Origin of the sequence: Corynebacterium sp. TAE3-ERU16 (genome assembly GCF_019209935.1) — a bacterium.
Classification (GTDB): Bacteria; Actinomycetota; Actinomycetes; order Mycobacteriales; family Mycobacteriaceae; genus Corynebacterium; species Corynebacterium antarcticum.
The window spans coordinates 315,168-335,521 of the sequence record NZ_JAHUTN010000001.1; the positions used below are offsets into that span (position 1 = coordinate 315,168).

Annotated in this window: 16 protein-coding genes; 5 read left to right on the top strand and 11 right to left on the bottom strand. The window is 70.2% G+C overall.

Features of this window, described 5'->3' with window-relative positions:
* Positions 1–90: 90 nt before the first annotated feature.
* The 3 genes from rpsT to KRX55_RS01360 all read left to right on the top strand — a co-directional run bounded on the left by rpsT (position 91) and on the right by KRX55_RS01360 (position 2,170).
* Complete coding sequence (gene rpsT / locus KRX55_RS01350) at positions 91–354, top strand: 30S ribosomal protein S20 (RefSeq protein WP_198737722.1); 264 nt, start codon at positions 91–93, stop codon at positions 352–354.
* Between the two features lie 320 nt (positions 355–674).
* On the top strand, positions 675–1,364 hold the full coding sequence (locus KRX55_RS01355; protein ID WP_218406059.1) for a hypothetical protein: 690 nt from the start codon (positions 675–677) through the stop codon (positions 1,362–1,364).
* Positions 1,365–1,414: 50 nt separating this feature from the next.
* The gene (locus KRX55_RS01360; RefSeq protein WP_218406060.1) at positions 1,415–2,170 is read left to right on the top strand and encodes a hypothetical protein; all 756 of its coding nucleotides are present in this window, start codon (positions 1,415–1,417) and stop codon (positions 2,168–2,170) included.
* A gap of 18 nt (positions 2,171–2,188) precedes the next feature.
* Here KRX55_RS01360 and holA read toward each other — a convergent pair whose 3' ends face one another.
* From holA to KRX55_RS01400, 8 genes are all read right to left on the bottom strand, one after another.
* Positions 2,189–3,163 (bottom strand): DNA polymerase III subunit delta, encoded by a 975-nt coding sequence (holA, locus tag KRX55_RS01365; RefSeq protein WP_218406061.1) that lies wholly within the window; start codon positions 3,161–3,163, stop codon positions 2,189–2,191.
* 22 nt (positions 3,164–3,185) lie between these two features.
* Entirely contained in the window at positions 3,186–4,667 is a 1,482-nt protein-coding gene (locus KRX55_RS11990; RefSeq protein ID WP_218406062.1) for a ComEC/Rec2 family competence protein, read from the bottom strand.
* Entirely contained in the window at positions 4,664–5,347 is a 684-nt protein-coding gene (locus KRX55_RS01375) for a ComEA family DNA-binding protein (RefSeq protein WP_218406063.1), read from the bottom strand. The genes KRX55_RS11990 and KRX55_RS01375 overlap by 4 nt, the downstream gene beginning before the upstream one ends.
* A 77-nt stretch (positions 5,348–5,424) precedes the next feature.
* Entirely contained in the window at positions 5,425–6,258 is an 834-nt protein-coding gene (locus tag KRX55_RS01380) for a DegV family protein (protein WP_218406064.1), read from the bottom strand.
* A gap of 87 nt (positions 6,259–6,345) precedes the next feature.
* Positions 6,346–7,056: a histidine phosphatase family protein gene (locus tag KRX55_RS01385; RefSeq protein WP_218406065.1), complete on the bottom strand. Its 711-nt coding sequence runs from the start codon at positions 7,054–7,056 to the stop codon at positions 6,346–6,348.
* Positions 7,053–7,520 (bottom strand): ribosome silencing factor, encoded by a 468-nt coding sequence (gene rsfS / locus KRX55_RS01390; protein WP_248112488.1) that lies wholly within the window; start codon positions 7,518–7,520, stop codon positions 7,053–7,055. Before rsfS ends, KRX55_RS01385 begins: the two co-directional genes overlap by 4 nt.
* Before the next feature lie 203 nt (positions 7,521–7,723).
* Positions 7,724–8,407, bottom strand: a complete 684-nt coding sequence (nadD, locus tag KRX55_RS01395) for a nicotinate-nucleotide adenylyltransferase (protein WP_218406067.1) — start codon at positions 8,405–8,407, stop codon at positions 7,724–7,726.
* 61 nt (positions 8,408–8,468) lie between these two features.
* The gene (locus KRX55_RS01400) at positions 8,469–9,773 is read right to left on the bottom strand and encodes a glutamate-5-semialdehyde dehydrogenase (RefSeq protein ID WP_218406068.1); all 1,305 of its coding nucleotides are present in this window, start codon (positions 9,771–9,773) and stop codon (positions 8,469–8,471) included.
* Between the two features lie 213 nt (positions 9,774–9,986).
* On the opposite strand from KRX55_RS01400, the gene KRX55_RS01405 reads away from it, so the two are divergent.
* Both KRX55_RS01405 and KRX55_RS01410 read left to right on the top strand, forming a co-directional pair.
* Positions 9,987–12,962: a PD-(D/E)XK nuclease family protein gene (locus tag KRX55_RS01405; protein ID WP_218406069.1), complete on the top strand. Its 2,976-nt coding sequence runs from the start codon at positions 9,987–9,989 to the stop codon at positions 12,960–12,962.
* Between the two features lie 5 nt (positions 12,963–12,967).
* The gene (locus KRX55_RS01410; protein ID WP_218406070.1) at positions 12,968–16,366 is read left to right on the top strand and encodes a UvrD-helicase domain-containing protein; all 3,399 of its coding nucleotides are present in this window, start codon (positions 12,968–12,970) and stop codon (positions 16,364–16,366) included.
* 17 nt (positions 16,367–16,383) lie between these two features.
* On the opposite strand, the gene KRX55_RS01415 is transcribed toward KRX55_RS01410, so the two are convergent.
* From KRX55_RS01415 to obgE, 3 genes are all read right to left on the bottom strand, one after another.
* Positions 16,384–17,298, bottom strand: coding sequence for a D-isomer specific 2-hydroxyacid dehydrogenase family protein (locus KRX55_RS01415; protein ID WP_218406071.1), 915 nt, complete (start codon positions 17,296–17,298; stop codon positions 16,384–16,386).
* A 279-nt stretch (positions 17,299–17,577) separates the two neighbouring features.
* Positions 17,578–18,729 (bottom strand): glutamate 5-kinase, encoded by a 1,152-nt coding sequence (gene proB, locus KRX55_RS01420; protein ID WP_218406072.1) that lies wholly within the window; start codon positions 18,727–18,729, stop codon positions 17,578–17,580.
* A gap of 106 nt (positions 18,730–18,835) precedes the next feature.
* Complete coding sequence (gene obgE, locus KRX55_RS01425; RefSeq protein ID WP_218406073.1) at positions 18,836–20,350, bottom strand: GTPase ObgE; 1,515 nt, start codon at positions 20,348–20,350, stop codon at positions 18,836–18,838.
* Between the last annotated feature and the right edge of the window lie 4 nt (positions 20,351–20,354).

The following is a 20,354-nucleotide window of genomic DNA, read 5'->3' on the forward strand; positions in this document are numbered from 1 at the left end:
CCGCGACCGTGATCCATCGCGATCACAGGTCTGGACGGTTCCGGCCGGTGGTTTCATCACACCCGACCACGAGTTCAAGAGGTATTTTCAATGGCTAACATCAAGTCCCAGATCAAGCGCGTCCGCACCAACGAGGAGCGCCGCCAGCGCAACCAGCACGTGCGTTCCGCCGTCCGCACCGAGATCCGCAAGTTCCGCGCGCTGGTCGAGGAAGGCAACAAGGACGAGGCCACCACGCAGCTGCGGGTCGCCTCCCGCGCCCTGGACAAGGCCGTCACCAAGGGCGTGTTCCACCGGAACAACGCCGCCAACAAGAAGTCCGCGATGGCCAAGGCACTGAACAAGATGGACTAGTTCCACCCCTCCCACGCGGTGGGAGATCCAGAAGGCCCCTGTCCCGGTGATTCCGGTGCAGGGGTCTTCCGGTATTCCGCCCCCCTAGCTGACGGGCCCCCGTTCTCCGGCGCAGGCGTCCACCGGCACCAGATTCCCCCACCTCGGGCTGTCGGTCCCGCGGCGCGGATGCCGGACGGGGATACCGTCATCGGGGGCCAGTCCCCGGAATTCGCCCTCATCCGGACGGCCCGACCAGTATTGTTGAATCGGTCCGACTCCCCGAACCGGTGGTCGAGGCACCCGGACGGTGATCTTCTTCCCGGGGATTCCCCACTCCGGTGCGCCGTCCGGGACGGGCACCGGCGCACCGCTCCGACACCCCGGATCCCGGGGTGGTCATCCCGGAGCGCAACGGCACGATCCAGCAGAAAGGCTGCACGCACATGCCCCCGGAATACTCGTGGGACGATTCCGACACCGGTTCCGGATGGTTGCCCGATCCATCCATCGGGGACGCCCATGACCGGCCCACCCCCGTGAAACGGACGTCTCCCCGGGTGCTGTGGGTGATTGGGGTGGCCGTGGTGCTCCTGCTCACGGTCGTGCTCGTCGGGACCGTGTCACGGATGGGTTTCAGCAGTGACGCGGGCGCTCCGGGCCAGGGAGCCTCGGGCCCCGCCCGGGCGGGGGACGGTGCCGGGGGTAGCGGGCCCGTCACCTCGACGGAGACGACGACCCTGACACCGACGAAACCGATCACCCCACCGACCGGCAGCACGGGGTGCGGGACCGCCGGCGGCTGGGCAGTCTACGCCGCGACGGAACGGACCAGCTGCCCCTTCTCCATCGCCGTGGGAGAACAACTGCGCGCCGGCCTCGATGACGCCGGGCGGGAGGACCAGACTTCGCTGCTGGTCCACAGCCCCGTCACACGGAAGGACTACGTCGTCGTCTGCCATCCCTCCGGGGGAGAGAGCTACGACTGTGCCACGACCACCGATGCACGGGTTATCCTCATCAGGCGATGATTCCCGGACGACCCGATGAACCCGCACCGACATTCAGTTAAGGACCCGCCATGACCGACAACCAGGACTACCAGTGGGACTCCTCCGACGATCCCGACGACTGGGGGCCTCTCCCGCCCCCGCAATCGGCGCCGGAACCGGAGACCACGGCGTGGACCGGCCGGCCCGGTGTGCCCCCGCAGAGTGCGGGCACGCCGACCGGTCGCAGGTCCCCGACCGTTCCTGTACTCCTCGGTGTGGCTGTCCTGGCGGCGGTGACCACCGCCCTGGCCATACATCTGCTGTCCGGTCCCGGTGGTGGCACTCCCGACGGTGAGGTCGTCGCACAGGCTCAACCGGTGTCCGCCTCGCCGGCCGCCGAGGCTGCCGCGGAGAACGCGCGGCAGGAATCAGCCGCCACCTCATCCGCCCGCACCACAACATCCGCGACACCGGTGGTGCGCACCGCGGTCCCGCACCGGGACTATCCGAGCCAGTTCACCGGGAGAGGTTGGGACCTCAGGGCAGCCAGCCTGATAGCCGCGTGCGACCCCGGCGAGGACGCAGTCCTTGCCGCCCGCAACGACTCGGTGTTCGTGACGATCTGCAGGGACGGGTACGGATACACCTACCACGGTTTCGTCACCGGAACCGGTGCCCTCGACCGGCACGTGGAGGAATCCGGTTCCGATCCGGACCTCCACCGCTATGTCGTGGACACCGGCGACGCGGAGATCACCGTCACGCCGACCAGGCTCACGGTCTACATCGGCGACAGCCTGGAGATGGACGAGACGTTCGATGAATGGTGGGTCGACGTCAACTAGTGGCGGGACCCGGTCGGCTCACCCGGCCAGTTCCGCTATCCTCCGCACCGCGTGCTCGATGGCGTAGCCGTCGTCGGCGGCCTGCCCCTTCACCGCCGCGTCGAGCTCCGCGACGATGATCACGGCCTCCGACACCGCCTCACCGTTCCACGTCCGCGCCAGCCGCGCGGTCTTCTCGACCTTCCACGGCGGCATCCCCACGACCCGCGCCAGGCTGTTGGCGTCGATGCGCCCGCGGGTGGAGTAGAGCCGGGCGATGGATCCGACGGTTGTGGACAGTGCCGCGGCGAGCATCACGGGCGACAGCCCGAGCTGGAGCGCCCTGCGGGTGGAGGCGACGGCGCGCTGCACCTGCCCGGAGCAGGCGAGATCCGCGATGTCGAAACCGGAGACCTCCGCGACGCCGACGTAGTACTCGCGGACCTTCGCCTCGGTGACATCTCCCCCGGTGTCGGCGACCAGCTGGCTCACGGCGCTGGCCAGTTCCCGCAGATCCGAGCCCACGCCCTCGAGGAGCGCGCGCGTGACGTCGGAGGTCACCCGCACCCCGTGGTTCCGGAATTCCTGGTTGACGAAGGCCGGGCGTTCAGCGGGCTTGACCTTGTCCGCGCGGTGGACCTCCGCCAGTCTGGACAGTTTCGGCACCATCGCCTTCGTCCGGCCCGCCCCGGTGTGCAGGATGATGAGGTAGATTCCGGGAGCGGGGCTGCCCGCAGCGGACAGGATGAGATCCACGGCGTCCTTTCCCGCGTCCTGGGCGCCGGTGAGGATGAGGACGCGGTCCTCGCCGAACAGGGAGGGGCTCAGCAGTTCCGCCAGCTCGTTGGCATTGACGTCCCCGGCCCGCATGGTGGTGACGGGCAGTTCGGTGCCGTCGGGGAGGGATTCCCGGACCGCGGTGGTGACCGCGATGCGGGCTCGCTCGGCGAGGAACTCCTCCTCACCGAGGATCAGGTGTACGGGGCCGGGCGCAGACGGTTTCACGCGCTCCATCGTGCCACAGTCCGGGTGACCGTCATCCCGGTACCGGAGGGGTTGTGGACGGAGGCATCCCGGACAGCGCGCCCAGTACCGCGGCGACCACCGCGCCACCGATCAGCCATCGGACGTGCCCGGCGCAGACCGCCCAGACGATCCAGCAGCAGCCGAGGATCACCCACGCGACCCCGAGCCACCCGTCCGCCACCGGAACTCCTGCCAGGGGCAGTGAGGCGAGCAGGCGCGCGACCCCGTTGATCCACCGGGCGCACGGGACGATCAGGAGCAGCGGCAGCCCCGCGAGCCCCTCCCCGACGCCAGGTATCACGGCGAGAAGGGCGGCGACCAGACCGAGGACCGTCACCGGGGCGACCGCGGGCGCGGCGAGGACGTTCGCGGCCACGGACACCAGTGAGACCCGCCCGGCCATGACCGCGATGATCGGCATGGTCACCACATCCGCGGCGATCGCCACGGACACCGCACGGATGACGACCGCCGGCCAGCAGGTCGCCGCGAGCGGGCGGTGGAACAACGGGTGCAGCGCCACGATTCCCGCGGTCGCGGCGACCGAGAGGGCGAAGCCGTACTCCACGGCCAGGTCACTGCGCCAGCACAGCAGCACGATCACCGCGAGGCACAGCGCGTGGACCGGTTCGGCGCGGGTGGACGCCACGACGGCCACCAGCCCGACCATCCCGGTCGCCGCGGCGCGCAGCACGCTCGGTTCCGTCCCGACGAGGCTGACGAACCCGAGGAGGGCGACGACCGCGCCCGCAACCTGGACGCGGGGACCGAGTCCGAGGGCGCGGACGAACAGAAAGACAGCGGTGGTGACGATCGCGACGTTCGATCCGCTGACCGCCGAGAGGTGCGACAGCCCGGTGTCGAGGTAGAGCCGGCGCTGTTCCTCCGACTGACCGCCGGTGTCCCCCAGCACCATTCCGCGGACCAGGCCGGCGGAGTCGGGGTCCAGCCACCGGGAGGTGGCGTCCACCAGTTCGGAACGGACGTGGCCGGCCAGTCGCTCCGCCCCCTCGGGCTCCCGCAGTCGGGTGATCGAGTGCGCGTCGAGGACCAGGGTGCCGACACCCGGGCGGTTGCCGGGCCCCACGTCCGCGGTCACCCGCACCACGGACCCGGCGGTCCCGACCGCGGCGTCGGGATCACGGACGAACACCGGGAGATCCGCCGGATACCCGTCGACCCGGAGGCGGAGCAGCCGGACACCGTCCCCCACGGATGCGGGTGCTGCGACGACCCGCCCCTCGACCGTGGCGCGGGCGACCGCATTCAACGGATACCGGTCGGCCGCGGCGACCCGTATCCGGGAGGTGACCACCGCGGCCGCCCCGCACCCCGTGATCAGCAGACCCTGCCCCGGAGCACGCACCGCCACGGCGATCAGCGCGCCGGCGGCGACGGGTACGATCCCCGCCGGCGTCGTCCGGGTCACCAGCACCACGGCGACCGCCATCCACACGACGACGGCGGACGGCAGGAGCCGGAGCTCCGTCACAGGGAGACCAGTCCCTCGAGTCTGGCGAGCTTCGCCGGCCCGATGCCGGGTACCTCGACGAGATCCCCGACGGCGGTGAATCCGCCGTGTTCCGTGCGGTACGCGATGATCGCCGCACTGGTGGCCGCCCCCACCCCGGGAAGAGACTCGAGCTGCTCCGCGGTCGCCGAGTTCAGCGGGACCGGCATTCCCGGGCCCACCTCACCGGCCGCCGGAACGGGGGCGCCCGGTTCGGGGACCGTCAGCTGCATCCCGTCGACGAGGCGGGCGGCGAGGTTGATGTGCCGGGTGTCCGCGTCCGGCAGTGGCAGGGCTGCTGCCAGGGCGTCCGCCGCCCGACTTCCCGCGGGCAGTTCGTGGAGACCGGGGTTCTCCACCGCACCCACGACCGAGACCACGATCGACTCCTCCGCGGCCCCTTCCACGACCCGGACACCGTCCGGTACCTGCGCGGCGGTGACCACGGGCGGGGAGGAGGATGACCTGGAGACCGGTTGCGGGGGTTCCGGGGCCCGGAACACCAGCCATCCGAGGAGCAGGACGCCTACCGCGGCGAGCGCGATCACCCCCTGCCGGAGTGTGACGTGGAGACGGGGACGGGGAAACGCGACGTCGAGGAGCTCCTCCTCACCGGTCGGATGGGTGAGTTCCGCGAGTCTTCGGGTTATCCGCTGGCGCATGCGACGAACCCTAGGCCGCCCCCGCCACCCGCGGAGACTCGGGCGCGGAGAGCTGTGCACAACCCCGTTCCCGGCGGCTAGTCGCCTGTGGAGAGCCCCCCGGTGAGCTCCGCGGCGTCCGCGGAGTAGACCATGGACACGGCGACCGCACCGGGGCCCGAGTGCACGGCGAGCACCGGATCCATGTCGACGATCATCAGCGTCGAACCCTCCGGCAGCCTCTCGGTGAGCATCTGCGCCAGGGCCCGGGCGGCCTCCCGGGCCTCGTGCTGCTGCACGGCGGCGAACACGGGGGTGTCGCCGGTGTCGTGGCACGCCAGCTCAACGAGCTTCGCCAACCCCTTGGACTGGGTGCGGGTCTTGGCGAGGATCTCCAGCCGGCCGTCCTTCAGATGCAGGATGGGCCGGTTGGCCAGTCCGGTGGGTACGGTGGAGATCAGCTGCGTGGTGGTGGACAATCGACCGGATCTGCGGAGCTCGTCCATACGGTGCACGTACAGCCACATGTCGCTGCGGTCCAGGACGTCGACGGCGGCGTCGTAGCAGGTCTCGAGGTCCGCACCGTCCTGCGCCAGCTTGGCCGCGGCCATGACCGCGGCCCCCACCCCCATCCCCATGGAGGAGGTGTCGACGACGCGGACCAGATCATCGTCGAACACGGCCGCCGCGGTCACGGCGTTGGACCACGTGGAGGACAGTTCCTTGGACAGGTGAAGGGCGAGGACCCCCTCGTCCCCGCCGCGTTCCAGCTGCCTGGCGTAGATGGCCACCAGTTCCAGTGCCGAGAGCCCGGAGGTCGAGCTGTCCTTTCCGCTACGCATCATGTGCAGGTCGATGACGGTGATGTCCAGGTCATCGACGACGGCGTCAGGCAGGCAGGCCGCCGAATCTGTGACGACGCGTACGGGCATGGGGATGAAGGCTCCTCACAGTGGCATTTCAGGTTTTTGTTCACCTAAACGTATCACCGGGGTTGGACCGGCTCCGAACCGGGGAGATCAGGTCGCGGGGTAGTTGACTCCGGCGTTCCAGACGTCGAGGTACCAGCGGGCACGGGAGACGTTGTCCTGGGTGAAGACCGCCTCGGGCATGATCTGGTCCGCATCGCCGGGGGCGTCCCGGCTCCCCGGATGGAACGGGGGCCGGGCGGTGAGCTTCGCCCAGTGACAGTTGTCCGGCCCGTTGAGGATAGGCAGCTGCCCGGGGGCGATGTTGAGCAGCGAGGCCGTGAGCGCCTTCAGGGTTCCGCCGTGGGCGACGATGAGCACGGCGCCGGAGTCCCAGTCGTCGTATCTCGTCATGAGCTCGTCGACGACGGCTCGCGCGCGGACACCCACCTCAAGATGTGTCTCCCCGCCGGGCGGGGCCCAGTTGACGTCGCGGCGCCAGATGGCGCGCGCACCGGGGTGCGCGGCATCGACCTCGACGCTGGTCTTCTCCTGCCACTCCCCCAGGTCCGTCTCCCGGAGGCGACGGTCGGTCTCGACGGGGAGGCCGAGAGCCTCGGCGAAAGGTGTCGCCGTGTCGTGCGCCCGGGTCAGGTCCGAGGACAGGATCCGGGTGATCCCGAAGGAACGGAGTGGCTCGACCACGGCACGGGCCTGGGCGCGCCCGATGTCGGACAGCGAGGAGTCGTAGTGCCCCTGCATCCGGCCCGTGGCGTTGTAGTCGGTCTGGCCGTGGCGGAGCAGGATCAGTCGGCGGGTCACAGTTCGTTCGCGTCGGGTTCCTCCGACGCGAGCGGGATCTGGTCGATCGAGTCGACGGCACGGACGTCGACGTCGTTCGACCAGGTTTCCGGGCGTTCCGGGGTCTCGATGCCCTCCACCTCGATGAAGGGGCAGTCCCGCCAGAGGCGGTCCAGGCCGTAGAACTCGCGTTCCTCGGTGCGCTGGACGTGGACGACGATCTCGCCGTAGTCGAGGAGGGCCCAGCGGCCCTCGCGGACGCCTTCGCGGCGGATCGGCTTCGCGCCGACCTCCCGGAGTTTCTCCTCGACCTCGTCGACGATGGCGCCGACCTGGCGGTCCGTCGCCGCGGAGGCGATGACGAAACAGTCGGTGATGATGAGCTGACCGGACACGTCGATGACGGCGATCTCTTCAGCGAGCTTCTCCGACGCGGCCCGGGCGGCGACGGTGGCGAGCTTGATGGAGGCGGTGGTTGCAGGCACAGGTTCTCTTCCGTGGGGATCTTCTATTTCTCGTGTGCGTACCCGGTTGAAAACAGGTCTCAACGTCGCGGGGATTGTCGCACGGATGCACACTCTCGAGTTCAAGTGTCCCACGGTTTGCCCGTTACGGCACATTTCCTCGTGGTCACCCGAGTGGGAGGCGCAACTCTACCGCACCACCGGGTCCTCCCCGAATCGGGGTCTCAGGGGGTGGGGTCGAGGGCGTCGTCGGCTCCGCCCGGGCGGTAGAGCTGTCGTTTCGCGATGTACTGGACGATCCCGTCCGGAACGAGATACCAGAGGGGTCGGCCTTCGGCGGCGCGGGAGCGACAGTCCGTCGACGAGATGGACATCGCGGGGATCTCGATCAGGGACAGTCGTTTCCGGTGTATCTCGGGGAGGATGGCGTCATCGAGTTCGTAGCCGGGGCGGGTCACCCCGACGAATTCCGCGAGGGAGAACATCTCCTCCCAGTCCCGCCAGGTGACTATCTTCGCCAGTGCGTCGGCGCCGGTGATGAAGAACAGTTCGGCGGTGGGGAACTGTTTCCGCAGATCGCGCAGTGTGTCGACGGTGTAGGTCGCTCCCTCGCGGTCGATGTCGACCCGGGAGACGGTGAACCGTGGGTTGGAGGCGGTCGCGATGACCGTCATCAGGTAGCGGTCCTCCGCCTCGCTGACCTCACGCCCGGCCTTCTGCCAGGGCTGCCCGGTGGGCACGTACACCACGAGATCGAGGTCGTGGAGGTCGGCGACCTCACTGCCCGCGACGAGGTGCCCGTTGTGGATCGGGTCGAAGGTGCCGCCCATGATCCCGATTCTCCGGGGCCCGGGCAGTGACCGGGCGTCACCCGCAGGGCTCCCGTGGTGTGGTGCGGAGGTGGTCATGGCGACAGATACTACCCGGCGGGACACCCGGGCAGCGCCGGCCGCGCCCACGCAGGTCGGGTCAGGGCCGGGTCTGGCCGTCGCCGGTGAGCACCCACTTCGTGGTGGTGAGTTCGGGCAGCGCCATCGGCCCACGGGCGTGCAGCTTCTGGGTGGAGATGCCGATCTCGGCGCCGAATCCGTACTGCTCGCCGTCGGTGAATGCGGTCGACGCGTTGACCATCACCGCAGCCGAGTCGACACCGGCCACGAAGGCGTCAGCCGCCGTGATGGCGGTGGTGACGATGGCGTCGGTGTGTCCCGAGGACCAGCGGGCGATGTGCCCGACCGCCCCGTCGACCCCGTCGACCACACCGACCGCGATGTCCATGGACAGGTACTCGTCCGACCAGTCCGCGTCGGTCGCGGGCTCGACGTCCGTGACACCGAACGCGGCGAGTACGTCGACGTCGCCGTGGATCCGGACGCCGGCCCGCTGCAGGGCCTCGACGACGCGCAGCTTGTCGGCGTCGGGCAGAGCGGCGTCGAGGAGCACCGTCTCCGTGGCGTTGCAGACGCTCGGGCGCCGGGTCTTGCCGTTGATGACGATGGCGATGGCCTGATCCAGGTCCACCGCACCGTCGACGTAGACGTGGCAGTTGCCGGTCCCGGTCTCGATCGTGGGCACGGTGGCACCGGTGACGACGGCCTCGATCAGGCCGGCGCCGCCGCGCGGGATCACGAGATCGACCAGACCACGGGCGGTGATGAGGTCCTGCACACTGTCGTGGGTCTCGCACGGCAGGAGCTGCACCGCCTCCCGCGGCAGCCCCTGCCGCGCGAGGACGTCCTGCAGCACGTCGACGAGGGCGGTGTTGGAGTTGCGGGCGGACCGCGACCCGCGCAGGAGCGCGACGTTGCCGGACTTCAGGGCGAGGCCGAAGGCGTCGACGGTGACGTTGGGGCGGGCCTCGTAGACCATGCCCATCACCCCGAGCGGCACCCGGACCTGGCGCATCCGGATCCCGTTCGGGAGCGTCTTCCCGCCGGTGACGTCCCCGACCGGGTCCGGAAGGGCGGCGACCTGGCGCAGCCCACCGGCGATCCCGGCGATCCGGTCAGCGTCGAGGGCGAGCCGGTCGATGAGGGACTCGCTCATTCCGGCGTTCCGACCCGCGGCGATGTCGCGCGCGTTGGCCTCGAGCAGCTCCCCGGTGCGGGCGACGAGCGCGTCGGCCGCGGCCAGCAGGACCGCGTTCTTGGTGTCCGTCGTGGCCTGGGCGATGGTCCGTGCGGCGGCTTTCGCCGCGCGGGCCTTCGCCAGGACCTCCTCGCGTTCCCGTTGTCGGGGAGATGAGGTCGTGTCGGCGTTCTCAGCGGGGTTCATGCCGCCGAATCTTAGCAGCGCACAAGTATCCGTGGGAGGTGAATCGCCCCGGCGCGGGATACCCGCACCGGCCCCGGGGATGGAATTCGAACACCCCGTCGATCCGGAGCGGGGGTGTGCCCGGCCCGCCACTAGGCTCGTGGGCGTCGAGTCACCGTCCCCCGCCGCCCGAGGTGCAGACCCCGGAGGCGCAACGACAAGGATCCACACCGCATGAGTGCAGACACCGTCGCAGCCCACCTCGCCGCCGCCATCGGGAACGCCCGACGGGACGATCCCCTCCGCCCGGTGACGGTCATCTGCGGTCCCCGGGCCCGCGGCGACATCCTCGGGGAACTGACCGCGACCGGAACCGTTCTCGGGGTGACGGTCACCTCCTGCAGCGGGTACATCCTGGACAGGGCTGCGGAGCTGACGGAGGGGAAGGACGCGCGTCAGCTGCTCGACCGGTCCCGGATCACCGGATCGGTCATGCGGCTGCTCACCGACACGGACAACGAGTTCGCGCGCCACGGTACCGCCGATCAACCCGCGACGCGGCGCGCACTGGTGACCATCGTGACGGAGCTCCTCGGCCTCCCGGAGCACCTGCAGGGGAACACCGACGGCCGGCTCCTGCCCGGCGCGTGCCTGGACATCGCACGCCGGGTGCGGGACCTGAATCCCGACTGTTTCACCTGGCAGGAAGCGTGTCGCCACGCCCTCACCCCAGCGCCGGACGGTGCCGCCGTCATCGTCGTCGATGTTCTGCCCGCGGATCCGGCGCAGCGGTGGTTCCTCGATCAGCTGAAGGCCACCCGTATCGACACCGTGACCGTCTCCACCGGTGCGCAGGACGGTCCCCGGCCTGTCGTGTGGTCCTGCAGCGACGAGAACGACGAGGTGATGCGGGCGGTCCGGCACATCCGGCGGCTCATCGCGGATGGTACCCCGCCGCACCGGATCGCCTGTGGGTGGTGCAGCCCGGACTACGGCCGCAGGCTCGCCGATGCCCTGCGTTCGGCATCGGTGCCGTTCACCGGGTTCTCGGATCTGCGGTGGTCGGACGCCCCGGAGATCCGCGCCCTGCTGCGCATTCTGGAGCTCGATCCGGACGATATGCCCCGCCGGGGGCTGGCCGCGGTCCTCGGAACAGGGGTCATCCGGAACCCGGCTGACGGCGCACCGGTCCGTCGGGATGCATTCGACCGGGCCACCCGACGAGCCCGACGCCTCGACACCGTCACGGACTGGGAGGCACTGGAGGAACCGGAAACGGATCCGGGTGCTGTCCCGGGGGCGGACGAGGTACACCGGATCCGGCGGTGGGTCCTCTCCCTCCGCGACGACCTGGGCGGGTTGTGGGGTGCGACGTCCTGGGGCGGGTTCACGGAGGCCCTACGGGGTCTCGCGGGCGCCCATCTGCGCCCCGCGAGCGATCCGGAGAGCGCTGCGGCGCTGGCCACGATCAGCAGGGCCGTGGACGCGCTGGCGACGATGGGCACCCAGCTGCCGCAGTTCCGGACCGACCTGGCGACCGAACTGTTCGCCACCTTCTTCGACGAGCTCCAGCCGGTCGAGACACCGGTGAACGGTATCTCGATCGGCGGGATCGACGATCTTCCCGGCAGGATCCTCGATGCCGTGATCATCCTCGGAGCCACGGAAGGTGCGCTGCCCGGTCCGGTGAACGAGTCCGGCGCCATCACCTTCGCACAGCGGGGCCAGACTCCGGAGGAGATCCAGAACGCACGCACCGAGGTCTTCCGGCGGGCGTGCGCCACCGCACCCGGACACGCGGTGATCAGCTACCCCCGCAGCCACTGCGACGGTTCCGGCGGCGTCGGCCGGTCCCGGCTCCTGGTCACCGAACCGACGCTGGTCTCCGGGGGCCTGGTCAGTTCCCTGTCCGGGGAGGGAGCGGACACCATTCCGGCGGACCCGCAGGAACTCCTGCTGTCGCAGATCCTCGCGGGTGGGAATCCCGATCCGAGGATCCGCAGATCGGCGGACATCATCCGGGCCCGCGCCACCGGCGCCGCGGCAGGGGAACCCTTCAGCACCCACAACGGGTGGATCCCCGGGTTGACCACCGACCTGTTCGACCGGGAGCTCTCGGCGACAGCGTTGGAGAGCTATCCGGTCTCTCCCCTGACGTTCTTCATCGAGCGGGTCCTCGGCTGCCGGATTCTCGAGGACGCTCCCCCGGGAACCGGTATCGATCCCCGCGACCGGGGAACCGTCTACCACCGGATCTTCGAACTCTGGACCAGGGAGATCTGGCTGGACGCCGAGCCCCGGCCGGCCTGCGCCGCGGACGTCGACTGGGACGCGGCCCGGCGTCGCCTGGACGCCATCACCGATGAGCAGCTCACCGACATGGCACCCACGTCCGGGGCCGGCGCCCGCTGGAACCTGTTCCGCTCCGAGGTTCACACCACGGTGGGTGCCTGGTTCGGGGAGGAACGCGCCGATGCCGTCGACGGGTGGGTGCCGGTCGGTGCCGAGCTCACCTTCGGCGGTGTGCACCACCGGGATGAGGGGGAGGCGGCGGCGCCGCTGGAGATCGCGCTACCGGGTGGGTCGGTGCTGAAGTTCCGCGGATCCATCGACCGGTTGGACTACCACCCCGCCCGCCGGATCCTCCGGATCACCGACTACAAGTCGGGCAGACAGCTCCACTCGGGGAAGATCAACCAGGAGCACCCCACCGGCGAGAGGATCCTCCGGCTGCAGCTCGCCCTGTACGGCGCTGCGGTCCACGCCGCGCTCGACGCAGCGACACCGCTCTTCGCCGACCTACGGGTGCCGGCACGGGCCGCGACCGGAGCTCCGCTGGTGGCGCTACCGGACCTCGACCCGCCCGGCATCGAGTCCCGGTACCGGTTCTTCACCGACCGCACCCCGCAGGGGGAGACGCGAACGTCATCCATCACCGTCGACGACGGTGTGCTCGCACATCTCGTCGAGAAGCTCGGCGCCCTGCACTCGCTGATCGGCTCCGGGGTGTTCCCGCCCCAGAGCCGGACGGGAAACACCGGGGACATCCCCCGGCCGAACTATCTGCGGCTGGGTGCCGCGAACTACGACAGGGCCGCCGGGGCTCTGGCCGAGCGGGGATTCGATCCACTCCCCCTCGTCCCCGGCTACAACCCGTGGGACCACGCGAATGCCGGCACCACCCCCACCGCAGACCTGGGGAAGCGGTGACCCCGATGACGACCACCACGCTCCGGGACGACGCAGCACGTCGGACCATCATCACCGCCACCGACACCAACCTCTTCGTCGAGGCCGGCGCGGGATCGGGGAAGACCCATCTCCTCGTCCAACGCCTCATCACCCTCATCGCGGAGGAAGGAGTCCCCGTCGACCGCATCGCGGCGATCACCTTCACGGAGAAGGCCGCCGGCGAGCTCGCCGAACGGCTCCGCCGCGCACTCGAATCCATCGCCGCGACCGGCGTGCACGACTCGGGAATCGCGGTCCGGCGGTTCGCCGACACCGACACCGCACGCCGGAACGCCCGGGCCGCCCTCGAGCAGCTGCCCGCGGCGGCCATCGAGACCCTGCACGCCTTCTGCCTGCGCATCATCACCCTGCATCCCCTCGAAGCGGGTGTCCCGCCGACCATCCGGGTCGCCTCCGACTTCACGAGTCTCCTCGCGGCCGATGAACTCGCCGCCGGATTCCTCGCGCTGTGCGACGACACGATCAGCGGCAGCATCCCGGATCTGACGGAACTGCCGAACTGCCGGGTCACCGGTGAACGGTTCGCGGAGAGCCTGACCGCCCTGTCAACGTACGGGGACTGGTTGACCGCAGTGCGGGACCGTATCCGGTGGATGGACGAGCACTGGGGCGACCTCGGCCCCACGATCGCAGCTCCCCTCGTCCGGCCGGAACCGATGAGCGTCCGGGACGTCGACGACTGCATCCGGCGCCTCCGGGAGTTGCTCCGGAACTGCACGAACAGCGAGGACAAGTTCGCCGTCACCGTGGCCACCTGCCTCAACAACGCGGAGGAACTGCTCGCCCACCCCGACCCCGCACCGGAGGACCTGGCACCGCCGTCATTCTCCTGCGGACGCGGCGGCAGGACCGCCGACTGGTCGATCCCGATCCAGGACGCCAAGGACCGGTTCCGCGACATCGGCCGGGACTGGGCGGCCCGGTACTCCGAGGGACCGGCGTACCACGTGAGTGTGGTACGCCACGTCATGGCCTGTCACGTCGTCACCACCGCGCAGCGCCGGATCAACGGCGGGACCCTCGACTACCACGACCTGATCTACGTCGCCGACCGACTGCTCACCGCGCAGCCGGGGATGGGCGGGGACATCGCCGCGGACACCCGGGAGACGGTCCGCGGCGAGCTGCACCGGCGGTTCACCCACCTGCTGATCGACGAGTTCCAGGACACCGACCCCGCGCAGCTCCGCATCATCCGGGCGATCGCGGGCGACGGCGGGGATCCGCTCCCCGGTCACCTGTTCACCGTCGGCGACCCGAAGCAGTCGATCTACCGGTTCCGGCGGGCCGACATCGACTCCTACCTCGATGCACGAAACACCGGACGGTCCGAGCTCGTCGAGCTCACCACGAACTTCCGTTCCTCCGCCCCGGTCATCGACTGGGTCAACGGTGTCTTCTCCCCCCTGTTCGCCGACGCCGGGACCTCCGACACCGACGAGGGGCGGGGGAACACCGTCCCCTTCGCGGCACTGACCGCGCGCCCGGATGCCCCGGTCGAGGACTGCGGGGTCGTCGTGATGAACAACCACCGGGACAACGAAGAGGATCTCACCCCTGAGGAAGCGGAGAACAGGGACATCGTCACGGCCGTGCGGGCCGCCCTGGCCGGCCGGTGGCGCCACCACCCGAGAGGATCCGAACCGGGTGAGTCGGTTCCGCTCCGGCTCCGCGACATCGCCGTCCTGTCCGTGACGCACAAGGCGGCGCGGGCGACGATGGCCGCGCTGCGGGACGCCGGTATCCCCTGCATCAGTGAGAACTCCTCGCTGGTCTACCAGGGCACCGAGATCGTCGACCTGCACACCGTCCTGCGGGCGATCGCCGACCCGGCGGACGAATTCACCGTGGCGGCCGCACTCCGAACCAGCCTGATCGGATGCTCCGACGGGGACCTCGCAGCCTGGCGTGCCGACGGTGGGAAGTTCTTCCTCTCCCACCGTAAGGCGGACGGGGACGGAGGCTCCGCCTCCCCGTCACCCGTGGCGGCGGGACTCGCCCTGCTCGGGGGCCTCGCCGAGGCGGCGACCGGGAGACCCGTCGGCCGGATCGTCGCCGCGACCGTCGACGCGCTGAACATGGACGCCGTCGCAGCCGAACTCGAGGATGATCCGACCCCGGTGCTCCACCGGATCCGGACGGTGCGGGACAACGCCCACGAGTACAGCCGGGAGGTCGGCGGGGATCTCCGGGGATACCTCGAATGGTCCGACACCCAGGCGATCACCAGTTCCAGGCTCGCGGAACCGGTCATCGACACCGAGGACGTCGACGCCGTCCGGGTGCTCACCGTGCACGGCGCGAAGGGACGCGAGTTCCCGATGGTGATCCTCGCCGGGCTCAGCGGCCGGAAACGTGCGCACACGGCGGACATCGGGTTGAACAGGGCCACCGGCACGGTGGCGATGCGCCTCAGTGCCAGCTGCGCGGAGCTCCGCACACCGGACTGGGAGACCTGGTCCGGGACAGAGAAACTCGCGTCGGACGCGGAGTGGATCCGCCTGCTCTACGTGGCGGCGACCCGCGCGGAATCGGTTCTCCTCATCCCGCTCGAGCCCACCCTGACCTCGAGCGGGAAACCCCGCAGGGACTGCGCCGGATATGTCCTGCACGAACTGCTCGATCCCGGAAAGGTCGAGTTCACCGACCTCGCGGACATCGGGCCCGCCGCGACCGCGGGAGCTCCGGCCCTCCGTCGTCCCGACGAGCTCGAGCGCGGCACCCTCGAGGTGGACGCCGCCGTCCGGTCGGCCGTGAGCCGTCCGGGCCGGGCGGCGGTCACGCGCCTCGCCCACGGCGATCCCGCTCTCACCGACCTCCCGGACGACTACCCGGCGCCCGCCGGCGACGGGGCCGGGTTCCGGCTCGCCGGGGCACCGGTGTCGAGGGACCACGGCACCGCGTTCGGAACCGCGGTGCACCGGGTCATGGAGCGTGTCACCGATCCCGGGGAAATCGGGGAACTGGCCGCCGGTGCGGCACGGCTCGGCGCGCTCAGCGACCGGGAGACGGCATCCGTCCGTGCCGCGGCGGACAGCTTCCTCTCCTCACCGCTGATCCGACGCGCTCTCGCCGGCGAGCACCACCGGGAGCTGCCCGTCGCCGGGCGCGTCGGGGGCATCACCGTCGACGGGATCATCGACCTGATCTACCGCGACGACGACGGCTGGGTGATCCTCGACTACAAGACGGACACGGGGCTCGGCGCGGACACCGCCGAGGAGTACTTCCGGCAGCTGGGACTCTACGCCCACCTCATCGGCGATGGGCTGGGCGCCCCGGTCGTCCGGCTGGAACTGGCCGTGGCCCGGAAGGGGCAGCCCGAGATCATCACCCGGTACAGGGCGCACCTGCCCGGGTGACCGGCTCCCCGGGTGGGTCAGTAGCCGCGGTCCGGATCCACCTCGGTGGGCATCCGCTCCCCCGCTTCGAGAGCGTCCAGGTTCGCCAGGACCGCATCCGGCATGAGGCGCTGCATGCTCTCGAAGGTGTTGGCCGTGTGCGGGGTGATGACCACGTTGTCCATCCCCCACAGCGGATGGTCATCGGGCAGTGGTTCGGGATCGGTGACGTCCAGGCCCGCCGCCCGGATCTGTCCCTCCCGCAGGGCCGTCACGAGGTCGTCGGTGACCACCAGCGGGCCACGCCCGACGTTGACCAGCACGGCGGTGTCCTTCATCAGCCCGAGGGTCCGGGAGTTGATCATCCCGCGGGTCCCCTCCGTGAGCGGGGCCGCGAGGATCACGTGGTCCGCACGCCGCAGGACATCATCGGTGTGCTCCGCGGTGACGGTCTCCGCCGCACCCTCGACCGGCCGCCCGGAGTTGTTCACGGCGATGACCTCGCACCCGAATCCGGTGAGCATGGGGATCAGGTCGCGACCGATCCCGCCGGCACCGATCACGGCGACGGTCGTGCCGAACAGCCAGCCCGTCCCCTCGTGGACCTCGGGCGCGGAGTCGAACGTCCGCTCGCGGGCGACGTGCACGTGCATGTGCAGCGCCGAGAGCAGCAGCGCGACCGCGGACTCGGCGACGGGCCTGCCGTACACACCGGAGGCGTTCGCCCAGCGACGGGTGTCGTCGATGTGACCGGCGTCGAAGAACGCGTCGATGCCGGCGAGGCACAACTGGACGAAGCGGATGTTGTCCGGCAGTGACTCCGGGAAATCGCCGGGCACACCGTTGAATACGAGGAAGTCGGCGTCGGAGAGGCTCTCCACACGCTCGTGTCCGCGGCCGGACAGCGCCTCGACGATGCTGTCCCACTCCCGTGTCTGCATGACGTACTTCATGTTCGGCCGTTCCTTTCCCCCGCCCGGATGCGCCCGACGCGGTGTTGAATCATCTGTCGTCGCTCCAACCTAGCCGCTTGACGGGGCAGCAGGTGCGCGTTTCCACCGGGCTTTCGGGAAGGGGTTCGGCCGGCCCTGGGATTCCCGCGGCGGTGGCCGATCCGGCACCCTGGCCCAGTCCGCCACCCCGTCGACGGTGGACGGGCGGAACACCGGGCCGCGTCGGGGGCGCCCGTCGCCCGGATGCGGGGCACCCGATCGGCGGGATCCCGTTCCCGGTCAGGCGCGCGAGGCGTAGTCGGAGAGGTAGTCGGCGTGCACCACGGGGCGCTGCATGCCCTCCGGGAGTTCGGAGGTCTGCTTCCCCAGCATCGGGGCCAGCGTGTGGGCGTCATAGGCGACCTCACCGCGACCGATGACCTCCCCGTCGGGGCCCACGATGTCGACGATGTCTCCCGAGTGGAACTCACCGTCGATGCTCGTGATCCCGACAGCGAGCAGCGAGTTGCCGCCCCCGGTCACCGCGCGCACCGCTCCTGCGTCGATGCGCAGGGTACCGGCGGTGTCCGCGGCGTAGAGCGCCCAGAACTTCCACGCCGAGATCCGCGTCGTCTTCGGGTGGAACACCGTGCCCACGTCACCGGTGTCGAGTGCGGCACCGATCTGCTCCGCGGAGGTCAGCAGAACCGGCACCCCGCACCGGGAGGCGAGGCGCGCGGCCGAGACCTTCGACGCCATTCCCCCGGTGCCGACCCTCCCGCCGTCGCCGGCGACGACATCACGCAGGTCATTGCCGTCCCGGATCTCGCCGATGAACCGCGCCGCCGGGTCGACGGGGTTTCGGTCGTACAGGCCGTCCACGTCGGACAGCAGGTAGAGTGCCTCGGCGCCGGCGAGGTGCGCGACGATCGCCGCCAGTCGGTCGTTGTCGCCGAAGCGCATCTCGGAGTGGGCGACGGTGTCGTTCTCATTCACGATGGGTGTCACCCCGAGCAGGCGCAGCCGGTCCAGCGTGCGTTGTGCGTTCCGCGTCCGGTCACGTCGGCCCGCGTCGGAGGCGGTGAGCAGGACCTGCGCGGTGGTGCGTCCGTAGCGGGCGAAGGACCTGCCCCACTCGTGGGCGAGGTACACCTGCCCGACCGCCGCGACGGCCTGCTTGCCTGCGAGATCGGTGGGCCGCTCCGAGAGATTCAGCGGGCCCATCCCGGAGGCGACCGCGCCGGAGGACACGATGATCACGTGTGTGCCGTTCCCCTGCCGCGCCTGAACCGCATCGACGATGCGGTCGATCGCGGCCGGGTCCACCCGGTGGTCCGGCCCGGTGAGGGATGACGAACCGATCTTCACCACCACGCGGCGCGCGGCGGTGATCCGGGTCCGCAGTGCGGTCTCGGCGGCGGAGCGGGAGGGGGAATCGGGGGTCCTCGTCATGCTGGACAGTTTAGATCCAGTCCCCGGGTACGACGGACGCCCGCCCCCTTATCCCGGCGGTGCGGGGCCGGTGGGGCGGGCGTGTGCCGTCAGGCGGACAGTGGGGTCAGCCCTGCCACCGTTCCCGGTCGGCTTCCTCGCCGTCGCCGAAGTCGAACTCGTCGATGAGACCACGGCGCACCTGGGAGGCGCGCTTGCGCTCCGCGGCGGACACGCGGCCGGTCTGCTCCAGTCGTCCGTCCGTCCCGCGACCGGTCGGGGTGAGATCCACCCCGGCGGCGGTCATCGGTTCCCATTCGAAGGACAATTCGCCGATGGTCACGGTGCAGCCCGCCTTGGCGCCCGCCTTGAACAGGGCATCCTCGACCCCGAGTTTCGCCAACCGGTCGCCGAGGAAGCCCACGGCCTCGTCGTTCTCGAAGTCGGTCTGGCGGATCCAGCGCTCGGGCTTCTCGCCGCGGACGAGGAACGCTCCCTCCTCCGCCGGGTCAGCCTCGATGACGAAGTCCCGGGTCTTACCCTTCGCGTCGACGGGCTGGGGACGGACGATGGTGCGCGCGTCCGATTCCGCGATCGGGTTCTCCCGGCGGTGGGTCTCCACCATCTCCATCAACTTGTACTTCAGGGGATCGAGCCCCTTCTGCGCCACGGCGGAGATGATGAACACCGGCCAGCCGAACTGCTCCTCCAGATCGGCACGGACGAACTCGGCGAGTTCCTCCGCCTCGGGGATGTCGGCCTTGTTGAGGATGATGACCCGCGGACGGTCCCTCAGGTCGCCGAGTCCCGTGTCGTTGTCCAGCGCGGACTCGTAGGCTGCGAGCTCACCCTCGAGGGCCTCGATGTCGCTGGCCGGGTCACGCCCCGGTTCGAGGGTCGCGGTGTCGACGACGTGCGCGAGCACCGCGGTCCGCTCGATGTGGCGGAGGAAGTCCAGTCCCAGCCCCTTGCCCGTCGACGCTCCGGGGATCAGTCCCGGCACGTCGGCGATGGTGAAGGTGCCGTTTCCGACGTCCACCACACCCAGGTTCGGGCGCAGCGTGGTGAAGGGGTAGTCCGCGATCTTCGGCTTGGCGGCGGAAAGCACGCTGACCAGAGAGGATTTTCCCGCGGACGGGAATCCGACGAGACCGACGTCGGCCATCGACTTCAGCTCCAGGACGACGTCGTGCTCCTCGCCGGGCTCACCCTTCAGGGCGAAACCGGGGGCCTTGCGGGCACGGGACGCCAGTGCCGCGTTGCCGAGTCCACCGTGGCCACCCTGTGCGGCGATGTAGCGCATTCCGTTCGAGGTGAGGTCCGCCATGACCTCACCGGCCTCGTTGAGGACGACGGTGCCCGCGGGAACCTCGAGGACCAGATCCTCTCCGCGTGCGCCGTTGCGGTGGTCGCCGGCGCCGTTGCCTCCCCGGGATGCCTTGATGTGCGGGCGGAAGTGGAAATCGAGGAGGGTGTGCACCTGGGGCGACACCTCCAGGATGATGTCACCGCCGTGCCCACCGTTGCCGCCATCGGGGCCGCCGAGGGGCTTGAACTTCTCACGGTGGACGGAGGCGCAGCCGTTCCCGCCGTCGCCGGCGGACAGATGCAGGACCACGCGGTCCACGAAACGGTTGCTCATTGCG

Bases quoted from the DNA above. Each gene is read 5' to 3' on its own strand.
- rpsT (WP_198737722.1), top strand. From the start codon at position 91: ATGGCTAACATCAAGTCCCAGATCAAGCGCGTCCGCACCAACGAGGAG.
- KRX55_RS01375 (WP_218406063.1), bottom strand. From the start codon at position 5,347: ATGCGCCAGCGGATAACCCGAAGACTCGCGGAACTCACCCATCCGACC.
- KRX55_RS01405 (WP_218406069.1), top strand. From the start codon at position 9,987: ATGAGTGCAGACACCGTCGCAGCCCACCTCGCCGCCGCCATCGGGAAC.
- obgE (WP_218406073.1), bottom strand. From the start codon at position 20,350: ATGAGCAACCGTTTCGTGGACCGCGTGGTCCTGCATCTGTCCGCCGGC.
- KRX55_RS01380 (WP_218406064.1), bottom strand. From the start codon at position 6,258: ATGCCCGTACGCGTCGTCACAGATTCGGCGGCCTGCCTGCCTGACGCC.
- holA (WP_218406061.1), bottom strand. From the start codon at position 3,163: ATGGAGCGCGTGAAACCGTCTGCGCCCGGCCCCGTACACCTGATCCTC.
- KRX55_RS01360 (WP_218406060.1), top strand. From the start codon at position 1,415: ATGACCGACAACCAGGACTACCAGTGGGACTCCTCCGACGATCCCGAC.
- KRX55_RS01410 (WP_218406070.1), top strand. From the start codon at position 12,968: ATGACGACCACCACGCTCCGGGACGACGCAGCACGTCGGACCATCATC.
- proB (WP_218406072.1), bottom strand. From the start codon at position 18,729: ATGACGAGGACCCCCGATTCCCCCTCCCGCTCCGCCGCCGAGACCGCA.
- nadD (WP_218406067.1), bottom strand. From the start codon at position 8,407: ATGACCACCTCCGCACCACACCACGGGAGCCCTGCGGGTGACGCCCGG.
- KRX55_RS01400 (WP_218406068.1), bottom strand. From the start codon at position 9,773: ATGAACCCCGCTGAGAACGCCGACACGACCTCATCTCCCCGACAACGG.
- KRX55_RS01415 (WP_218406071.1), bottom strand. From the start codon at position 17,298: ATGAAGTACGTCATGCAGACACGGGAGTGGGACAGCATCGTCGAGGCG.